Origin of the sequence: Alteriqipengyuania halimionae, from assembly GCF_009827575.1 — a bacterium.
Classification (GTDB): Bacteria; Pseudomonadota; Alphaproteobacteria; order Sphingomonadales; family Sphingomonadaceae; genus Alteriqipengyuania_A; species Alteriqipengyuania_A halimionae.
Genome location: NZ_WTYR01000001.1, coordinates 24,711 through 42,503 on the forward strand (window position 1 = coordinate 24,711; position 17,793 = coordinate 42,503).

The 17,793-nt window shown below is 62.9% G+C and carries 20 protein-coding genes; 12 read left to right on the plus strand and 8 right to left on the minus strand.

All coding sequences use genetic code 11. The features are described 5' to 3' along the window. Positions 1–22 precede the first annotated feature (22 nt). From GRI68_RS00170 to GRI68_RS00185, 4 genes are all read right to left on the minus strand, one after another. Entirely contained in the window at positions 23–1,105 is a 1,083-nt protein-coding gene (locus tag GRI68_RS00170; protein WP_199799678.1) for a phosphotransferase family protein, read from the minus strand. Next, on the minus strand, positions 1,102–2,190 hold the full coding sequence (locus GRI68_RS00175) for a Zn-dependent alcohol dehydrogenase (protein WP_160615138.1): 1,089 nt from the start codon (positions 2,188–2,190) through the stop codon (positions 1,102–1,104). The genes GRI68_RS00170 and GRI68_RS00175 overlap by 4 nt, the downstream gene beginning before the upstream one ends. 43 nt (positions 2,191–2,233) lie before the next feature. Next, positions 2,234–3,523: an acyl-CoA dehydrogenase family protein gene (locus GRI68_RS00180; protein ID WP_160615139.1), complete on the minus strand. Its 1,290-nt coding sequence runs from the start codon at positions 3,521–3,523 to the stop codon at positions 2,234–2,236. A gap of 104 nt (positions 3,524–3,627) precedes the next feature. Beyond that, positions 3,628–5,037, minus strand: coding sequence for an MFS transporter (locus GRI68_RS00185; RefSeq protein WP_234028668.1), 1,410 nt, complete (start codon positions 5,035–5,037; stop codon positions 3,628–3,630). A gap of 258 nt (positions 5,038–5,295) precedes the next feature. Here GRI68_RS00185 and GRI68_RS00190 point away from each other — a divergent pair, with 258 nt between their 5' ends. The 4 genes from GRI68_RS00190 (at position 5,296) to GRI68_RS00205 (ending at position 9,488) form a co-directional block, all read left to right on the plus strand. Further along, a complete protein-coding gene (locus GRI68_RS00190; RefSeq protein WP_160615140.1) occupies positions 5,296–6,477 on the plus strand; it encodes an acyl-CoA dehydrogenase family protein in 1,182 nt (393 codons plus the stop codon). 15 nt (positions 6,478–6,492) lie between these two features. Then, positions 6,493–7,632 (plus strand): acyl-CoA dehydrogenase family protein, encoded by a 1,140-nt coding sequence (locus GRI68_RS00195; RefSeq protein WP_160615141.1) that lies wholly within the window; start codon positions 6,493–6,495, stop codon positions 7,630–7,632. Between the two features lie 154 nt (positions 7,633–7,786). After that, positions 7,787–8,593 (plus strand): SDR family NAD(P)-dependent oxidoreductase, encoded by an 807-nt coding sequence (locus tag GRI68_RS00200; protein WP_160615142.1) that lies wholly within the window; start codon positions 7,787–7,789, stop codon positions 8,591–8,593. Positions 8,594–8,597: 4 nt separating this feature from the next. Then, positions 8,598–9,488: an SMP-30/gluconolactonase/LRE family protein gene (locus tag GRI68_RS00205; protein WP_160615143.1), complete on the plus strand. Its 891-nt coding sequence runs from the start codon at positions 8,598–8,600 to the stop codon at positions 9,486–9,488. A 22-nt stretch (positions 9,489–9,510) separates the two neighbouring features. Here GRI68_RS00205 and gmk read toward each other — a convergent pair whose 3' ends face one another. The 3 genes from gmk to GRI68_RS00220 are packed head-to-tail and all read right to left on the minus strand — an operon-like array spanning position 9,511 to position 11,194. Further along, positions 9,511–10,173 carry a guanylate kinase gene (gene gmk / locus GRI68_RS00210; protein ID WP_234028669.1) on the minus strand — a complete coding sequence of 221 codons (663 nt, stop codon included), beginning with the start codon at positions 10,171–10,173 and terminating at the stop codon, positions 9,511–9,513. 51 nt (positions 10,174–10,224) lie between these two features. After that, complete coding sequence (locus GRI68_RS00215) at positions 10,225–10,653, minus strand: hypothetical protein (protein WP_160615145.1); 429 nt, start codon at positions 10,651–10,653, stop codon at positions 10,225–10,227. A 28-nt stretch (positions 10,654–10,681) separates the two neighbouring features. Then, on the minus strand, positions 10,682–11,194 hold the full coding sequence (locus GRI68_RS00220) for an SspB family protein (RefSeq protein ID WP_160615146.1): 513 nt from the start codon (positions 11,192–11,194) through the stop codon (positions 10,682–10,684). A 116-nt stretch (positions 11,195–11,310) separates the two neighbouring features. On the opposite strand from GRI68_RS00220, the gene GRI68_RS00225 reads away from it, so the two are divergent. The 8 genes from GRI68_RS00225 (at position 11,311) to GRI68_RS00260 (ending at position 16,821) form a co-directional block, all read left to right on the plus strand. Then, positions 11,311–11,688 carry a histidine triad nucleotide-binding protein gene (locus GRI68_RS00225; protein ID WP_160615147.1) on the plus strand — a complete coding sequence of 126 codons (378 nt, stop codon included), beginning with the start codon at positions 11,311–11,313 and terminating at the stop codon, positions 11,686–11,688. A 109-nt stretch (positions 11,689–11,797) separates the two neighbouring features. After that, positions 11,798–12,253 (plus strand): YbgC/FadM family acyl-CoA thioesterase, encoded by a 456-nt coding sequence (locus GRI68_RS00230; RefSeq protein WP_160615148.1) that lies wholly within the window; start codon positions 11,798–11,800, stop codon positions 12,251–12,253. Next, positions 12,250–12,957, plus strand: a complete 708-nt coding sequence (gene tolQ / locus GRI68_RS00235) for a protein TolQ (protein WP_160615149.1) — start codon at positions 12,250–12,252, stop codon at positions 12,955–12,957. Before GRI68_RS00230 ends, tolQ begins: the two co-directional genes overlap by 4 nt. Next, on the plus strand, positions 12,957–13,397 hold the full coding sequence (locus tag GRI68_RS00240) for an ExbD/TolR family protein (protein ID WP_160615150.1): 441 nt from the start codon (positions 12,957–12,959) through the stop codon (positions 13,395–13,397). The genes tolQ and GRI68_RS00240 overlap by 1 nt, the downstream gene beginning before the upstream one ends. Positions 13,398–13,407: 10 nt before the next feature. Continuing rightward, entirely contained in the window at positions 13,408–14,208 is an 801-nt protein-coding gene (locus GRI68_RS00245) for an energy transducer TonB (RefSeq protein ID WP_160615151.1), read from the plus strand. Next, positions 14,208–15,593 carry a Tol-Pal system beta propeller repeat protein TolB gene (gene tolB / locus GRI68_RS00250; protein WP_160615152.1) on the plus strand — a complete coding sequence of 462 codons (1,386 nt, stop codon included), beginning with the start codon at positions 14,208–14,210 and terminating at the stop codon, positions 15,591–15,593. Before GRI68_RS00245 ends, tolB begins: the two co-directional genes overlap by 1 nt. 62 nt (positions 15,594–15,655) lie before the next feature. After that, the gene (gene pal / locus GRI68_RS00255) at positions 15,656–16,180 is read left to right on the plus strand and encodes a peptidoglycan-associated lipoprotein Pal (RefSeq protein ID WP_160615153.1); all 525 of its coding nucleotides are present in this window, start codon (positions 15,656–15,658) and stop codon (positions 16,178–16,180) included. A gap of 107 nt (positions 16,181–16,287) precedes the next feature. Beyond that, positions 16,288–16,821, plus strand: a complete 534-nt coding sequence (locus tag GRI68_RS00260; protein ID WP_160615154.1) for a J domain-containing protein — start codon at positions 16,288–16,290, stop codon at positions 16,819–16,821. A gap of 15 nt (positions 16,822–16,836) precedes the next feature. Here the strand turns inward: GRI68_RS00260 and GRI68_RS13565 are convergent, their stop codons facing one another. Next, positions 16,837–17,766 carry a hypothetical protein gene (locus tag GRI68_RS13565; protein ID WP_199799679.1) on the minus strand — a complete coding sequence of 310 codons (930 nt, stop codon included), beginning with the start codon at positions 17,764–17,766 and terminating at the stop codon, positions 16,837–16,839. Positions 17,767–17,793: the final 27 nt, after the last annotated feature.

Sequence of the window (17,793 nt, forward strand, 5' to 3'; positions counted from 1 at the left end):
CGCGCGCAGGCGGGTCTCCGGCTTAGCCTTGTGCCTTCTCGGCGAATCCCCATGCCAGTTCGGCGAGGGGACCCACGCGTTCGCTCATCGCCTTGGCATGGGCGGATGAGGCGGTGCCGTCGATCACGCGTTTCTTGATGCCTTGCATGATTCCGGCGAGGCGGAAGAAATTGTAGGCGAAGTACCAGTTCATGTCGGGCACGCTGTCGCGTCCGGTCGCCTCGCAATAGCGTTCCACGATCGCGTCCAGCTCGGGGATACCAAGGGCGGCGCGATCGAGATCTAGCACGCCCGAGCGCCCGCCATTGTCGGTCACCCAGGCAAGGCAGAAATAGGTGAAATCGGCCAGCGGATCGCCCAGCGTCGACAGCTCCCAGTCGAGCACGGCGAGGACCTCGGGCTTGCCTTTGGCCCAGATCATGTTGTCGATCCGATAGTCGCCATGCACCACCGAGGTGCGCGTCTGTTCGGGCACCGAGCGTGCGAGATACTCGATCAGGTTTTCCATCGGCGCGAGCGTTTCGGTCTCGCTCATCCGGTACTGCTTGGTCCAGCGGCCGATCTGCCGCTCGAAATAATTGCCCGGCTTGCCGTAATCTTCGAGACCCGCTTCGCCGAGATCGACCGCGTGCAGACGTGCCAACACATCGGTCATCTGGAAATAATGCGCGCGGCGTTCCTCCGGCGAATGATCGGGCATCGCTCCGTTCCAGATCGAATGCCCCTCGACCATGCCCATGACGTAGAACATCGATCCGATGACGTCGTCATCCTCGCACAGCCCGTATTGCGGGGCGACGGGGAAGCCGACCTTTTCGAGGCCCGACTGGACGCGGAATTCACGGTCCACCGCATGCGCACTCGGCAGCAATTTGCCGAACGGCTTGCGCCGCAGCACGTAATCGCCCGAGGGCGAGGAAAGCTTGTAGGTCGGGTTGGACTGGCCACCCTTGAACTTGGCTTGGCTCAGCGGTCCTTCGAAACCCGGGACGTTTGCACGCATCCATTCGGCGAGGCGATCGAGATCGAGGACGTCCTGACCTTCCGGTTCGACCGTTCCGGTGAAGGCGTTCTGCGCATCGATGGGGGGCGTGATCTGAGTCATTGATCGAATACCACCACGCTGCGTGCGCTCGTGCCCTGGCGCATCAGGTCGAAGCCTTCGTTGATCTTCTCCAGCGGAATCCGCTCGGCGATGATCGTGTCGAGATCGAGCAGACCGCGCAGGTAGAAATCGACGAGCCGCGGCAGATCGACCGGGAAGCGATTCATGCCCATGATCGCGCCTTGCAGTTTCTTGCCACCGAGCAGGTCCATCGCCCCGAGGCCTACCTTGCAGTCGAGCGGCAGCATCCCGAGGATCGTTGCAGTGCCGCCGCGGCGCAGCAGCTTGACTGCCATATCGGCGCTCGCTTGACGTCCGACGGCTTCGATCGCGTGGTCGACGCCGCCTTTGGTCAGTTCGATGATTTCCTTGGCCGTGCCGTCTGCAGTCGGATCGTAGGCATCGGTCGCGCCGAGGACCTTGGCCAGTTCGCGCTTCTCCTCGAGCGGGTCGAGCGCAATCACCCGGCCCGCGCCGGCGATCTTCGCCGCGTTGATCGCCGCGAGACCAACGCCGCCGCAGCCGACGACCGCAACGGTTTCGCCCGGGACCAGATCGCAGGCGTTGAAAACCGCACCGGCACCCGTGGTCACCGCGCAGCCGAGCACCGACGCGCGATCCAAAGGCATGTCCTTGTCAACCGCGACGCAGGCATGTTCGTGGATGAGCATCTGTTCGGCAAAGGCCGACAGGTTCAGCAGTTGGTTGACGGTTTCGCCATCGCCGCGGGTAAGACGCGGAGCATCGCCTTTCGCCCGACGCGTATCACCGCCGAGGCACAACGCCATGCGCCCGGTGACGCAGAACTCGCAATGGCCGCAAAAGGCGGAGAGACAGGTGACGACGTGATCGCCAGGCTTCACCGTGCGTACTTCGCTGCCGACCGCCTTGACCACGCCGGCGGCTTCGTGACCCGGTACCAGCGGCAGCGGGTGCGGATAGGCCCCGTCGATGAAATGCAGGTCCGAATGGCACAACCCGCAGGCATGGGTGCGGATCAGCACCTCATGCGCTTTCGGCTTGGCGATATGCACATCGCCGATTTCGAGCGGGGTGCCGGGCTGTTCGAGAATGGCGGCTTTCATGTCTTCTCCAATTCTCCCCTCCCGCTTGCGAGAGGGATCGGGGTTACCGCGTCACGCCCAGGTCACCCGAGCTGAAGCCATCTTCCTCGGTGTCCGGCGTGTGCTTGGCGAATTCCATGCGGGCGATCGAACGGGCGTGGACTTCGTCCGGACCGTCGGCGAGGCGCAGCGTGCGCTGTCCGGCATAGGAGCGGGCGAGACCGTAATCTTCCGACACACCGCCGCCGCCATGGGCCTGGATCGCATCGTCGATGATCTTCAGCGCCATGTTCGGCGCTTGCACCTTGATCATCGCGATTTCCTGCTTGGCCGCCTTGTTGCCGACCTTGTCCATCATGTCGGCCGCTTTCAGGCAGAGGAGGCGGGTCATCTCGATATCGATGCGCGCGCGGGCGACGCGTTCTTCCCACACCGAATGCTTGTAGATCGACTTGCCGAACGCTTCGCGGCTTTGCAGGCGGCGGCACATCTTCTCGAGTGCTTCCTCGGCCGCGCCGATCGTGCGCATGCAGTGGTGGATACGGCCCGGCCCCAGGCGACCCTGCGCGATCTCGAAGCCGCGACCTTCGCCCAGCAGCATGTTCGATGCCGGGATGCGGACATCCTTCAGCTCGATTTCCATATGGCCGTGCGGCGCATCGTCATAGCCGAACACCGGCAGGTGCCGCAGGATCGTGACGCCTTCGGCATCCATCGGCATCAGCACCATCGATTGCTGCTGGTGACGCTGCGCACCGAAATCGGTTTTGCCCATCACGATCGCGACCTTGCAGCGCGGATCGCCTGCGCCCGACGACCACCATTTGCGGCCGTTGATCACATATTCGTCGCCATCCTTCTCGATGCGGCATTCGATATTGGTTGCGTCCGAACTGGCGACTTGGGGCTCGGTCATCAGGAAGGCGGAACGGATTTCGCCGTTCATCAGCGGCTCGAGCCATTGGTCCTTCTGCTCGCGCGTGCCGTAGCGGTGGAGCACTTCCATATTCCCGGTATCGGGTGCCGAGCAGTTGAACACCTCGCTGGCAAAACCGATGCGCCCCATCTCCTCGGCGCACATGGCATATTCGAGATTCGTGAGGCCGGGACCTTCGAATTCGAAGGTCTCGTCGACATGGTGGTGGCTGTCATTGCGCGGGGGCATGAACAGGTTCCAGATGCCTGCTTCCTTGGCTTCTGCCTTCAGGTCCTGCACCACCTGGATCACCTTCCAGCGATCGCCCTCGGCGTCCTGCTCGTCATAGGTGGGGACGGCGGGGCGGACCTTCTTCGCGATGAAGTCCCGCACGCGATCGCGCCAGTAGAGCTGCCGTTCGGTGGGCTGGAAATCCATGATGTATCCTCTCGTTCGATTCCGTTGGCGCGTGTTTGGAAGCCATGAGCGTTCGGCGCAAGTGTCGATTTAAACGGGCGGTTAAAAGAGCGGCGGATTGATCTTCAGGGGCCGACGCTCCGATGGTCGGGATCGGCCCGTACAAATGAATCGAGCGCAGACAGGCGAGCTTCGTGCGCCGATCGGTCGATTGGGAAGCGATGCAGCCAGAAGGCCGCGATAAGCGCCATCGCCAACGCCCCGCCTCCATAGAGCAGGATCATCGAATCGAGTGTGGCCTGCGGAATCGTGCCGGGCTCGGCGTCGGTCGAAAGCCCCGAAAGCGAGATGATTTGCCCGGTGATCAGGATGCCGCCGCCGGTGGCGCATTTTTGGATGAACCAGTTACCTGCATAGAACGATCCTTCCGCGCGGCGGCCCGTGCGTTCCTGGAACGCCTCGACGATTTCCGCGACCATCGAATTGGCGCTGATCATCGCGATGATGCCCATCGTGTTGGCGCATAGCAGGAACCCAAAGAACAACAGCGTCGAGGCGAGGCCGCCCGGTTCGGGCCACAGCCGCACGAGGTACAGGGCAAAGGGAATAAGCATGATCCCCGCCGAGCATATGACCGCGATTGCTGCGCTTCTGGGCTTGCCGAAGCGGCGATGCATCGGGCTCACGAGGAAGAACATCAGCACGACGCTGAAGAACAGGATCGCGGGGTAGGCGGTCAGGGCTGGTCTGCCGAATTCCCACACGAACAGGTTGAGGTAGTTCGCGATCGAGAAGGTCATGCCTTGTGCGACGTAGGCCGCCATCGCGCCGACGCTCCAGATCAGGAAAGCGCGTTCGGAAAACGCTTCGACGATCTCGCCGAACATGTTGCGCGCCGTGAATGGCGGCGGTTTGACCGCGGGCAGTCGCGCCACTTCGCGGTGCTGGCCTGCCGCGCTGCCCATCACCGCTAGCGCCATCAGCAATGCGCCTGCGATTCCGTAGGCTGCATAGCCATCTGGCCGCAGCAGGCCGTCGGCGCCGGGCATGAACACCGTGTAGGCGAGCACCATCATCAGAAGGCCGCCGAGCCATCCGAACAGAAAGCGCCAGCGAAACAGCGTGGTGCGTTCGTCGTAATCGCCGGTCAGTTCGGGCACCAGCGCGAGTTGCGGGACTTCGCAGCACGACAGTAGCAGGCGGACCGATACCGCCATGCCGACGAGGCCCCAGAAGCTTGGCGCTCCTCCGCCCGGCGGGGTCCACAGCAGCGTCCAGGCGATCGCCAATGGGATCGGCGCGACATAGAGCCACGGGAGGCGCCGGCCCCAACGCGTATAGGTGCGGTCCGAAAGGTTGCCGATGATCGGATCGCAAAACGCATCGACGAGCAACGCAATCAGCAGCGCGTAGCTGACCGTCGATGCCTCCATCCCCAGCACCTGATTGTAGAAGATCAGCAGGAAGAAGCTGAATCCGCCATCCTTGATCCCGAACGCGATCGCGCCCGAACCGTGCGCGAGCTTCAGCCACAAGGCCAGCTTGCGCGGCGTGGGCGCGCCGCTTTCATGCGTGAAAGGTGCAGGGTCTGCGATGTGGCGCCATCCTCTCCAACGGTGCGGGCTGGACCGTAGGCGATCCCCGTCGCGCGTCAATCGTCGCCGCGCCGCGGACGCGGCACGGGAAGCCGCATTCCCGAAGAAAGCGGAAATTCACGGCTTGCGAGACTCGCCGCGATGCTCTTAAACGCGCGGTTAAATGCCGCGCCCCCGCGGCGAGTGAGAGGAGTGAACATGGCCCAGGACCTGGACGCCTTCCGCGCCGAAACGCGTGAATGGCTCGAAGCGAGTTGCCCCGAAGAAATGCGTCAGCCGGTGGACGGCGAGGGCGACGTATATTGGGGCGGCCGCAACGCCGAATTCAAGAACGAGGCGCAGAAAGCCTGGTTCGAAGCCTGTCGCGAAAAGGGCTACACAGTGCCGGACTGGCCGAAGGAATATGGCGGCGCGGGCCTGTCTCCCGCCGAAGCAAAGGTGCTTCGCCAGGAAATGGCGCGGATCAATGCCCGCCCGCCGCTCTCGAGCTTCGGCATCTGGATGCTCGGCCCGGCGCTGCTGCATTTCGGCACCGAAGGCCAGAAGCAGCATTTCCTCAACGAGATCGCGCGCGGCGAAATCCGCTGGTGCCAGGGCTATTCGGAGCCGGGTAGCGGGTCCGATCTCGTCTCGATGCAGACCTTTGGCGAGGACAAGGGCGATCACTGGATCGTCAACGGCCAGAAGATCTGGACCTCCTACGCCGACGAGGCCGACTGGATCTTCTGCCTCGTCCGCACCGACAAGAACGACAAGTATCGCGGCATCACCTTCATGCTTTTCGACATGACCAATGACGGTGTGTCGACCAAGCCGATCAAGTTGATCAGCGGCAACAGCCCGTTCTGCGAAACCTTCATGGACGACGTGAAGGTGCCGAAAAGCTACGGCGAGGGCATTCCCGCCTATGTCGGCGAGATCAATCGCGGCTGGGATGTGGCCAAGTATCTGCTCGGCCATGAGCGCGAAATGATTTCCGGCGCCGGCAACAAGGAACGTTCCGGCTCGCTCGGACCCAAGCTGGCCCGCAACGGAATCGACAATCCGGTGCTGCGCGCGGCGCTTGCCGAATACGATATCGATGCGCTCGCCTTCGGCTGCATGGGCGAGAAATTTCTCGACGAGCTCAAGGTCGGCAAGGGACATCCCGCGCAACCGAACATGATGAAATACGCCGGGACCGAGCTGAACAAGCAGCGTCACGAATTGATGATGTCGGCCGGCGGCAGCCGCGCGCTCGAATGGGAGAGCGAGGAAACCAGTGGCGGAACTCCCGCACGTTCCTGGCTGCGGACCAAGGCCAACTCGATCGAAGGCGGCACCAGCGAAGTGATGCTGAACGTGATCGCCAAACGCATTCTCGAACTCCCCGGCGCCTGAGGAAGAACCAGAACAATGCCTCTTTATCTAGACGAAGATCAGCAGATGCTTGCCGATACGGCGAGCGAATTCATGGCCGAACAGGGCGGAATCGAAAAGCAGCTTCGCCATTGGCGGGACAAGGGTTGCAAGGACGGTTTCGGCCACGGCCTGTGGGAACAGTTCGCCGAAATGGGCTTCACCGGCATGATGGTCGATGAAGATCATGGTGGGCTCGGCATGGGTCATGCCGAAGCCGGCATCGTGCTCGAACAAATCGGCCGCAACCTCACCCCGTCGCCCTTCCTCACCAGTTCGGTGATGGCGGCTTCGGCACTGGACGCCGCGTCGGACGACCTCAAGGGGCGCTGGCTGCCTGGCCTCGTGGAAGGCAAGAGCGTGTTCGCGGTCGCCGTGGACGAGGGGCCCAAGCACAATCCGCAGTCGATCAAGACCCGCGCAGAGAAATCGGGCAACGGGTTCAAGCTGACCGGCGCGAAAACGTTCGTCGTGCAGGGCGCGAGTGCCGACATGCTGGTGGTGGCCGCACGCACCTCGGGCGGCGATGCCGATGACGATGGCATCACTTTGTTCGCCGTACCCAGGGATGCGGCGAACATGACGCAGGACCCGGTTCGCCTGGTCGACAGCTCGATGGCGAGCCACATCACTTTCGACGGTGTCGAACTTGATGGCGATGCCGTGATCGGTGACGTCGATGGCGGACGTGCGGTCCTCAACAAAATGCTCTCCGCGGGCCGCGCGGGCGCGGCATCCGAAGGCGTCGGCGTGGCCGGCGGGGCGTTCGACATGACCACCGAATACCTCAAGCAGCGCAAGCAGTTCGGCAAGCTCATCGGCGAATTCCAGGCGCTCCAGCATCGCGCCGCCCATGTCTACTCGGAACTCGAGATTGCACGAGCCACCGCGATCAAGGCGGCCCAGATGCTCGACGAGGATGCCGAGAAGGCAGACCTCATCGTGTCGGTCGCCAAGGCCAAGGTCGGCAAGGTTGCGCGCCTCGCCGTGCAGGAGGGCGTGCAGATGCACGGTGGCATCGGAATGACCGACGAATACGATATCGGCCTGTTCATGAAACGCGACCGTGCGCTGCACGAATTTCTCGGCGATCATTATTTCCACGCCGATCGCGTGGCGCGCTTGAGCGGATATTGATTAAGTCTCCCCTCCCGCATGCGGGAGGGGGCGGGGGTGGGCATGGACAAGTGCGTCCGTGCCATGGGCCCACCCCGCTGCGACTAGGACTTGCGGGGCAAGCCCAAGTCTCGCTGCCCCTCCCGCAAGCGGGAGGGGAGCAGGAGCAATTATGATGGATTTCAGCAAACTCTTCAGCCTCGAAGGACGCATCGCGCTCGTCACCGGCGGTAGCCGCGGGATCGGCAAGATGATCGTCGAAGGCCTGCTCGCCGCGGGTGCGGAGAAGGTCTACATCGTGGCTCGCAAAAAGGAGCAGGTCGACGCGACCAGCGCCGAACTGGGCGACAAGGTGATCGGCCTGGTCGGCGACCTCAGCCAGATGGACGGCATCCAGGCGCTGGCCGACGAGCTTTCTTCGCGCGAGGATCGGCTCGACCTGCTGGTCAACAATGCCGGTGCCGCATGGGGTGAACCGTTCGAGGATTTCAGCGAGGCGGGCTGGGCCAAGACCATGGACCTCAACCTGAAGACGCCGTTCTTCCTCACCCAGAAACTGCTCCCGCTGCTCAAGGCGGCGGCGAGCGCCGAACGTCCGGCAAAGGTGCTGATGATCGCGAGCATCGACGGGATGAAATCCAACCCCTGGCCAACCTATCCCTACCAGGCGTCGAAGGCGGGCCTCATCCATCTTACGCGGCGGATGGCGGCCGAGCTGATCCAGCACGGCATCGTCGTCAACGGCATCGGGCCGGGCGCTTTCCCCAGCGACATGAACCGGGCCGCGCGCGACAATGCCGATAAGGTGGAGCGCGGGATCCCGTCGCACCGCGTCGGCGTGACCGAGGATATGGCTGGCGGCGCGATTTATCTGCTCAGCCGCGCAGGCGATTACGTGGTCGGCACCACGATCCCGATTGATGGCGGCGTGGTCAATGCCAATATCGGGGCGGGCAATTTCGTCGATCCGTCGGGAGAGTAAACCGATGGCCAGCGAGCTTCGCACCGTCGCCGAAGGGCTCTATTTCGGGGAAGGCCCGCGCTGGCATGACGGGCGGCTGTGGTTCTCCGATTTCTACGCCCATCGCGTGTGTTCGGTGAGTGAAGCGGGCGGAGATATCCGTGTCGAACTCGAATTCGACGACCAGCCCTCCGGCCTCGGCTGGATGCCCGACGGGTCGCTGCTGGTGGTCTCTATGGTGCGGCAGCAGGTCTGGCGGCGCTGGCCCGACGGCAGGCTCGAACGACATGCCGATCTGTCCGATATCGCCGGGTTCTGGTGCAACGACATGGTCGTGGACGGCGAGGGCCGGGCCTATGTTGGCAATTTCGGCTTCGACCTCGATGCGGTGCTGCTCGACAAAGGCCCCGACTGGGTGCGCGAGAATGGCGAGACCACGTCGCTCGCACTGATCCAGCCCGACGGTACCGTTTCGCTGGCGGCAGGCGAAGAGAAGCTCTTCTTCCCCAACGGCCCGGTGATTACGCCCGACGGCAAGACCTTTATCGTCGGAGAGACACTGGCGGGCAAACTGACCGCGTTCGATATCGAAGCTGACGGCCATCTTTCCAACCGCCGCGAATGGGCCAGCACCGATCCGCGCCTTCCCGACGGCATCTGCCTAGACGCTGAAGGCGCAATCTGGATCGCGAACCCTCTTGCGCCAGAATGCGTGCGCTATGCGCAAGGCGGCGAGGTGCTCGAGGTTGTCGAGACCGGCGAGCTCAATTGCTATGCCTGCATGCTTGGCGGCGCGGACGGGAAAACCCTGTTCATGGTCGTCGCGCCGACATCGCATCGCGATTTCGCCAGCGCCGAAAGAAAAGGTAAGATCATCGCCTGCAAAGTGGATGTCGCAAGGGCCGGGAGGCCGTAAAGCCCAACCGTCGCGCCCGGTTTCAGGAGCTCTGCGGCTCTCCGTCGGGCGACATCAATCCACGCACGAAGCCAATGAGCCCGGTCTGGCGCTGGCGCTTCATGCGTTCGGCATCGAGAATCTCGCGGACCTTGGTGTAGCATTCCTCGACATCGTCGTTGATCACGACGTAATCATAGCCGTCCCAGTGGCTGATCTCGGCCCGGGCGCGATCCATCCGTCCGGATATCACTTCCTCGCTGTCGGTTCCGCGACCGCGCAGGCGATTGTGCAACTCGCCCAGGCTCGGGGGCAGGATGAACACACGGACCACGTCCTGCTGGTCCTTCTGATAGAGCTGCTGGGTGCCCTGCCAATCGATATCGAAGAGGAAATCTTTCCCTTCCTTCAGCGCGTTCCGGATCTTGCCCTTCGGCGTACCGTAACGATGGTCGAAAACGTGCGCCCACTCGTAGAAGTCGTCTTCTTCGATCATCTGGTCGAATTCGGCATCGGTGACGAAGTGGTAGTCCTTCCCGTTGACTTCGCCGGGACGCATCGGACGGGTGGTGACCGAGACGGACATGCCGATATGCCCGTCGCGATCGAGCAGCATACGCGCGATCGTCGTCTTGCCCGCGCCCGAGGGCGAGGAAAGGATGAACATCAGTCCGCGGCGCTGCAATGTGGTATCGTGGGAAGCCATGGCCGCACTTGCACCGGAGCGCGGGCGCAAATCAACCCCCATGGCCGATGGTCAGTCCTTGGATTGTTCGGTCAATTGCCGGTCGCCTTCGCGGCGCGATTGTCGCTTGCTGCGCGAACGATCGAAAATCGTCTTTCCGATGACCGCGCTACCCACGAGGATCGCACCGGGGATCGAGCGGGTTGCAAACTTGGTCGCGCCGAAGGCGAGTAGGGTCTGCACCATGCTGCGGTTTTCGATGATCTGCTTGGCGTGTTGTCCGCCATAGCGGCGCCGTAGGAGTCCCTTTTCGAGCGAGGTGCGGGTCAGTCGCCCGGCTGCGCGCAGGATCAGGTCCTGAACGATCAGATTGGTCGCCGGATTGGTGCTGGGTCCCCAGACGTCATTGTCGTCCTCGCCGTTGAGCTTGCGGCCGGCCTTGGCGACCTTCTTGCCAGCGATATCGCTCGCGACTTTCTTCTGCTTATTGACTTTCGCCATGTCGTGCCCCGTTTACATGGGCTCGAAACTAATTGCGGCGACCGAAATCCACCGTGACGACGTTCGAGCCTTCGTCCTTCTCAACGGTGGGGCCGTCGCCCTGTTCCGCAGCGGCACCGGCTTCGTCGTTTTCGGCGTCATCATGCTCGGGAGCGAAATCTTCTTCGCCCACGGCCTGGAACTGAAGCCCGAAATCGACCGCCGGATCGACGAAGGCTGTGATCGCGGCGAAGGGGATCGACAGGGTCGAACCGATGCCGTTGAAGCTCAGCCCGACGGAGAAGCCGCTATCGGTGACGCGCAGATCCCAGAACTTGTGCTGGAGCACGATCGTCATCTCGTCGGGGAAGCGGGCCTTGAGGTCGGCCGGAATGTCGACCCCCGGAGCGGCTGTCTTGAACGTGATGTAGAAATGGTGCTCGCCAGGCAGCGTGCCGCCGGTCTGTTCGATTTCGCCAAGCACGCGGCCGACGACGGCGCGCAGCGCTTCCTGCACGATCTCGTCATAGGGGATCAGGCTATCGGGCGGGGTCTCGGTCATGCGGTGACGATTGGCGGGGCCGAGTGGTGCGGTCAAGCCGAAAGCGCGATCTTCCCCGGTTGCCTCGCCGGGCGCATGGCGTAAGACCATCGTCGAGTGCCAGCAGGAGACAGCCGATGCCGATCGACGCCACCCAAGATTACGACGACGACAATGTCTTCGCCAAGATCCTGCGCGGCGAGATCCCGTCGGACAAGGTCTATGAAGACGAATGGGCATTCGCATTCAACGATATCGCACCGCAGGCACCGACCCATGTGCTGGTGATCCCAAAGGGCCGCTATGTCAGCTGGGACGACTTCTCGGCCAAGGCGAGTGCCGAAGAGATCGCCGGGTTCGTCCGCGCCATCGGCAAGGTTGCGCGCGAGGCAGGTCTGGTCGAGCCGGGCTATCGCCTGCTGGCCAATATCGGCACCGATGGCGGGCAGGAAGTGCCGCATCTGCACGTGCATGTGTTCGCAGGGCGTCCGCTCGGCCGGATGGTGGCCTCCTGAAGGAGCGTCTCCGCAACGGCGCCATCGCTCCTTTCGTCGAGCGCTGGATTCTGTTCGTCGCAAGCCGTGGTTCCCCGTTCAGGAAAGCCCGTCTAAGGCGCGCAGAACGATGACCAACGCTCCTACACCTCCGTCCGGCGTCTTCGAGGGTACGCTGCACCTGTTCCCGGTGCGCGCCTATTTCGAGGATACCGATCTTTCCGGGGTGGTCTATCACGCCAATTACCTGCGCTGGTTCGAGCGCGCTCGGTCCGATATCCTGCGCCTGCTCGGGATCGATCAGCGCGCCGCCAACGAAGCGGGCGAGGGCGCCTATGCCGTCGCCGACATGCAGCTGCGCTATCTGCGCCCGGCCAAGCTCGACGATGCGGTGACGATCAAGACCCGCTGCACCGAGTTGAAAGCGGCGAGTTGCCGGATGCACCAGGAGGCCTGGCGCGACGATACGATGCTGGCCGATGCCGATCTGCGGGTGGGCTTCGTGGCTCCCGACGGAAGACCTCGCCGCCAACCCGAAGCCTGGCGTGAGGCGTTCAAGACCATTCTCGACGAAAGCGATCAATGACCAACCTTCCGATCCTTGCTGCCGCCGCCGCCGCACCCAACCGGCTCGATCCAATCGAGCTGTTCCTGCATGCCGATATCGTCGTGCAGATCGTGATGATCGGCCTGCTGCTGGCCAGCGTGTGGACATGGATGATCGTGATTTCCTTCGCGATGAAGTTCGGGCGGCTCAAAAAGCAGGGCGCCATCTACGAGACGCAGTTCTGGGACGCGGAGAACCTTGACCAGCTGCAAAAGAGCGTCGCCGATCGCGACATTCCGGCCGCGCGCGTGGCGGGGGCGGGGCTCAAGGAATGGCGCCGCTCGATCAAGGCGCCGAAAATCGATCGCGAAGGGACGCGCGAACGGTTGCGCATGGCGATGGACATGCAGGTTGCCGAGGAAGCGGACACTCTGGCCAAGCGGTTGGGCTTCCTCGCCACGGTCGGCTCGGTGGCGCCGTTCGTCGGACTGTTCGGCACCGTTTGGGGGATCATGAACTCGTTCTTCCAGATCGGGGCGCAGCAGAATTCCTCGCTCGCGGTTGTGGCACCCGGCATTTCCGAAGCGCTGTTCGCGACCGCCATCGGCCTGTTCGCCGCAATCCCCGCCGTGGTTGCCTACAATCGCCTGACGCAGAGCGTGAACGGCTATGAAGCGCGGCTCCAGCGGTTTGCCGAACGCTTCAACATGAGCCTTTCCCGCCAACTGGAAACGCGCGGCTGATGGCGATGGGGCTTCACAAATCGGGCGGCAAGCGCCGGATGCGCGCCCCGATGGCGGAGATCAACGTCACGCCGTTCGTGGACGTGATGCTGGTGCTGCTGATCATCTTCATGGTCACGGCACCGCTGCTCAATTCTGGCGTTCCGCTCGATTTGCCCGACAGCCGCGCCAAGGCGTTGAGCCAGGAAGCGGATCAGCTCGAAATCTCGATGACGCGCGACGGCCGGCTCTATTTCGACAATAGCGAACTTGCGCCCGGAGAACTGCCCGACCGGCTCGTTCAGGCGATCGGTGCCGCCGGCGGCACGCCGCCTCCGGTGACGCTGCGCGCCGATCGCAGCCTGGACTATGGGCGGGTCATGGCGGTGATGGGCGAGCTCAACCGAGCCGGTTTCACCGCGATCTCGCTGGTCAACAACAGTTCATCCGAGCTTCCGTAGCGCCATGGTAATGGCCACCAGAAGCCTTGCCACGGAGGAGAAATACGCGCTGCCGCTCGCGGTGGTGCTCCATCTTGCGTTGGTCGCAGTGCTGCTGTGGAAGCCCGTCGGCGACGCGATCGTGCAGCCGCCCGAACGGATCACGGTGTCGCTAACCGACGATGTCGGCCTTACTTCCACCGCACCGATGCCTGTGCCCGACGCAGCGCCGCCCGCTGGCGGAAAACTGGTCGAGGATACACCGGACGAAGTCGCGCCTGAGACGCCGTCCGAACCGATCGCCCAGCCTCGATCGCAACCCCGTGCGGATCCGGTGGTGCGCCCCAAGACCCGCAGCGAACCGCGCGCCACTCCCAAGCGGACCGAAACCCCGCGCAAGGAGCGCAGCTCGCCTCCCAAACGCGCCGAATCGCGCGGCGAGATCGGCAAGGACTTCTTGGGAGGCGGTGGTGCCACGAAGGACAGCTCCAATTCCGGGACGCCTGCTGCGGAAATCGGGCCAAGAGTGCGCAATTCCCTCGCAGGCTCGATCTCGCGCCAGCTCAAACCGCATTGGAGTGCGCCGCAGGGCGCCGATGCCGACCAACTCGTGACGATCCTTGCCTGGGACCTCAACCGGGACGGGTCGCTTAGCGGCACGCCGCGTGTGGTCCGCCAGCTCGGGATCACCGATTCCAATCGCGCGCAGGCAGGACGACATGCGGAGCAGGCCATCCGCGCCGTCCGACTTGCCGCGCCGTTCAACCTTCCCGAAGAATATTACGACGCGTGGAAGCGCGTGTCGGATTTCCGTTTCGACCGGAGACTGTGATGAAATTTTCTGCCGTCCTGCTGTCCGCCACCTTTGCGCTATTTGCGGTTCCTGCGGTCGCGCAGCAGTCGCCTGCGATCGACGAAGAGCCGATCGCGACCGCTCAGGAAGCGCCGCAAGGCCTTTCGGGTGCTGTGACCGACGAAAGCGAGTGGCAGGACCTGTCGATCGCCATTCCCGGCTTCGCGACTAATGCCGATGTTTCGACCGCCGCCAATGATCGCGGCACCTCTGCATTGGGGCGGGAACTGGCGCGGGTAATCACTGCCGACCTGCAGAACAATGGTCTGTTCAAACCGACCGGTCCTGATGCGCTGCCGCAGCCGGACTTCGGCGACGTGACCGATCCGGTCTATGCGACCTGGAGCGGACGCAGCGCCGAGATGCTGGTGCAGGGTTATGTCCGCAAGAATAGCGACGATAGCCTCACCGTCGGCTGCTATCTCTACGATGTGCTGCTCAAGCAGCCGGTCGACAAGGCGGGCTGGCGTCTGCCGCCGTCGGATTGGCGCCGTGCGGCGCATAAATGTGCGGACATGGTGTTTTCGCGCCTGACCGGGGAAAGCCCGTTCTTCGACAGCCGGATCGCCTACATCGCCGAAACCGGTCCCAAGGATAACCGCCGCAAGCAGCTCGCGATCATGGATTCGGATGGGGCCAACCACCGTTTCCTGACCAGCGGCAACGCGACCGCGTTGAGCCCGCGATATTCGCCCGACTACAAGAAGATCCTTTACCTCTCCTATCTCGACGGTAATCCGCGGATATACGTCTATGATCTCGCCAGCGGCACGCAGAAGCTGATCGCCCGGAGCGAGAACCCGACGTTCGCCCCGCGCTGGTCGCCTGATGGCAGGTGGGTCCTCTATTCGATGGCTGTCGCGGGCAATACCGACATCTATCGCGTTTCCGCGAATGGCGGCCAGAGCGAGCGTCTGACCACCACGCCGGGCATCGACGTCGGCGGCTCGTTCTCGCCCGATGGCAGCCAGATCGTGTTCGAAAGCGACCGGTCCGGTTCGCAGCAGATCTATGTGATGGATGCCGACGGATCGAACCAGCGCCGGATCACCTTCTTTGGCGGACGCGCGGCGACACCCGAGTGGAGCCCGCGTGGCGACCAGATTGCTTTCACGCACATTTCGGGCAATTTCCGCGTCGCGATCATGAGCCCGTCGGGCAAGAACATGAAGCATCTGACGAACAATTGGCAGGACGAAGCGCCGACCTGGGCCCCGAACGGTCGGATCATCCAGTTCTTCCGGACCCAGCGCAATTCGGGCGATACCTCGATTTGGCAGGTGGACCTTACAGGGCGCAACGAACGCCGCCTGACCACGCCTGTCGACGGGTCCGACCCCGCATGGGGACCGATCCGCGACTGACACGTTGATGAAATGAGTTCGAGGGGTCGCCTCCCTTTCACGTCCGTTACAGGAGAAGCACGATGGCCAATTGGAAATACGTCGCCCCGCTCGCCATGGCAGTTGCCGTTGCGGGCTGCTCGAAGAAAGCGCCCGAAGACCTTCCGCCGCAGCCGGTCGATACGAGCACCGGCTCGGGCCAGCAGGACAATGCCGGATCGGGCATTTCGGACGAGATCGTCCCCGGCAGCCAGCGCGATTTCGTGAATTTCACGCGCGGCCAGGACACGGTCTATTTCGATACCGATCGCTACAATATCGATAGCGAGGCTGCCGCTCGCTTGCAGACACAGGTCCAATGGCTGATGCGCTATCCGAACAAGCGGATCACCATCGAAGGCCACACCGACGAACGCGGCACGCGCGATTACAACCTCGCTCTGGGCGAACGCCGTGCCAATGCCGCGAAGAATTACCTCGTTGGGCTCGGGGTGCAGCCGGGTCGGATCACCACCGTGAGCTACGGCAAGGAACGCCCCAAGGCGCTTGGCTCGAACGAAGCGGCCTGGGCACAGAATCGCCGCGCGGTGACGGTAACGATTGACTGATCGGAAGCATTCCATTCGCAGTTGATCCGGAACAACCGGACGGGAGGCGCGCTCGCCCTGGCGGGCGCGCCTTTTCCTTGCGCGTTCGATCGCCTACATGACCTCGCATGGTTGGCGAAAAGAGATCGATGGACTGGGGCTTTCCCCGCTGGCGCGATTACGGTGCCTCGCGCGAAGCCACGAATGTGCGCATCTGCGATCGCCACAATTGCAACGAGCCCGGCAATTGCCCGGCACCCAAGGCGGTCGGAACGAACGAGCGCTGGTATTTCTGCGAGAAGCACGCAGCCGAATACAATAAGGGCTGGGATTATTTCGAAGGCCTGGACAAGGCCGAAGCGGCGGCGCGCGCCAAGCAGGAGCAATCCGAGAACGCCGGCTATGCCGAAGCCAGCCATTACGGCTGGTCGGGCAGTGGCGATGGCTCCCGGTCTGCAGACGAGATGCGTGCGCTCGAACTGCTGGAGCTCGAACCCGATGTCGATTTCGAGACGATCAAGAAAGCTTGGCGCGCCAAGGCCAAGCTGGTCCATCCGGACGTAAAGCCGGGCGACGAAGACGCAGCCAAGCAGTTTCAGGCCTATCAGGTGGCCTACGACGTTCTGAAGCAGGCCGAAGAGCGGCGGTCGTGGCGCGGCTGACGCCGCGCCACTCGATCAGTTTGCGATAAACGAGCCCAGCAACCTGCGCCCGTCGGTGTGGATGAGCTCGAAAATTACGAACGCTTCCTCACGGTTCGGGCCAGCGAGTGAGCCGATATATTTGCCCGTGAAGCCTCTGGCGGTGTCTTTGATATCGCCGCTCAAGACGTTTTTATCCGTTAGCGTTGCCGAGATCGGAATTTCTGCGACGACCGTCGTCGTCCCTCCTGAAACCGTCACGATCTGGATCGTGCCGCTCACCTTTTTATCGCTTGCAGCAACCGTCAGAGTGGCAGTGGGCGAGCTATAGGTTTCAGGCGCGGTCTCCCCCGGCTTGCCACCGACAACTTGCGCGGATCCTGTGTAGGAAAGGTTGGTCGTGATTGCGTCGCTCGTGGTGACCGAATTGAAGAACAGCGTAACGCGGTTGCTCCGCAAATCACCTGCCACCGTTTCCCGCACATAGGCATCGACGCGTTCATACGATACGCGCAAAATATGCTCGAACGGCAATTCCATCACCAGACCTTCAGCGCCTTTGCGATAGGTTCTGATGTCTGCCGCAGCACTCTCCAGATCGGCAGCTGCGAAATTGCGGATCTCGGTGCTGTCCGGAGCGGAATAGGCCACGGTATTGGGCGATGCGGCATAATTGACCGAGCCCAATCCGGTGAACCTCGAACTCCCGTTGAACACCTCCGCTTCACCGGCAGGGGTGAAATAGGCATAGATATACGAGGTGTTCGACACCGACGCTTCGAAGTCTTTCGCAAAATCGAAATCGGTGGCCGTAGGCGTCGGCGTCTCGGTCGGAGTAGGCGACGGGGTCGGCGAATCGGTCGGTGTTGGCGTCGGTGCGTTGTCGTCGTCGCCGCACGAGGCAAGAAGCAGAGCGCCGCACATGGCAACGCTTGCGAGAAGGCTGGATTTCCGGAGCACGACCATCTTTTTCTGTCCTGGTTTTTCGTCGTT